The 255-nt window shown below is 46.7% G+C and carries 1 protein-coding gene; it reads right to left on the bottom strand.

The window, feature by feature from the left end; translation table 11 throughout:
• Window positions 1–255 (bottom strand): hypothetical protein (locus tag EOE67_RS20745; protein ID WP_206099690.1); only part of this gene is annotated, 255 nt, incomplete at both ends.

The following is a 255-nucleotide window of genomic DNA, read 5'->3' as shown; positions in this document are numbered from 1 at the left end:
TATTGAAATAAAAAAACCAACATTCTTTTTTCAAAGTCTTGCCGGCGTACTACCGCTATCGCGGTGAGTACGCCCTCAAAACTTGCATTATCTATTGGCCGTAGGGCGACACTCACCGCGGCAGCGGCAGTGCGCCGGAGTTGTTGAATGGTCGTTATTGAAATAAAAAAACCAACATTCTTTAAGGATTGAACATGACCATCAAAGTAGGTATTAACGGTTTTGGCCGCATCGGTCGTTTGGCTCTGCGCGCGG

Origin of the sequence: Rheinheimera riviphila (assembly GCF_004005945.1) — a bacterium.
Classification (GTDB): domain Bacteria; phylum Pseudomonadota; class Gammaproteobacteria; order Enterobacterales; family Alteromonadaceae; genus Pararheinheimera; species Pararheinheimera riviphila.
This window is presented reverse-complemented; position numbering and strand designations above follow the sequence as displayed.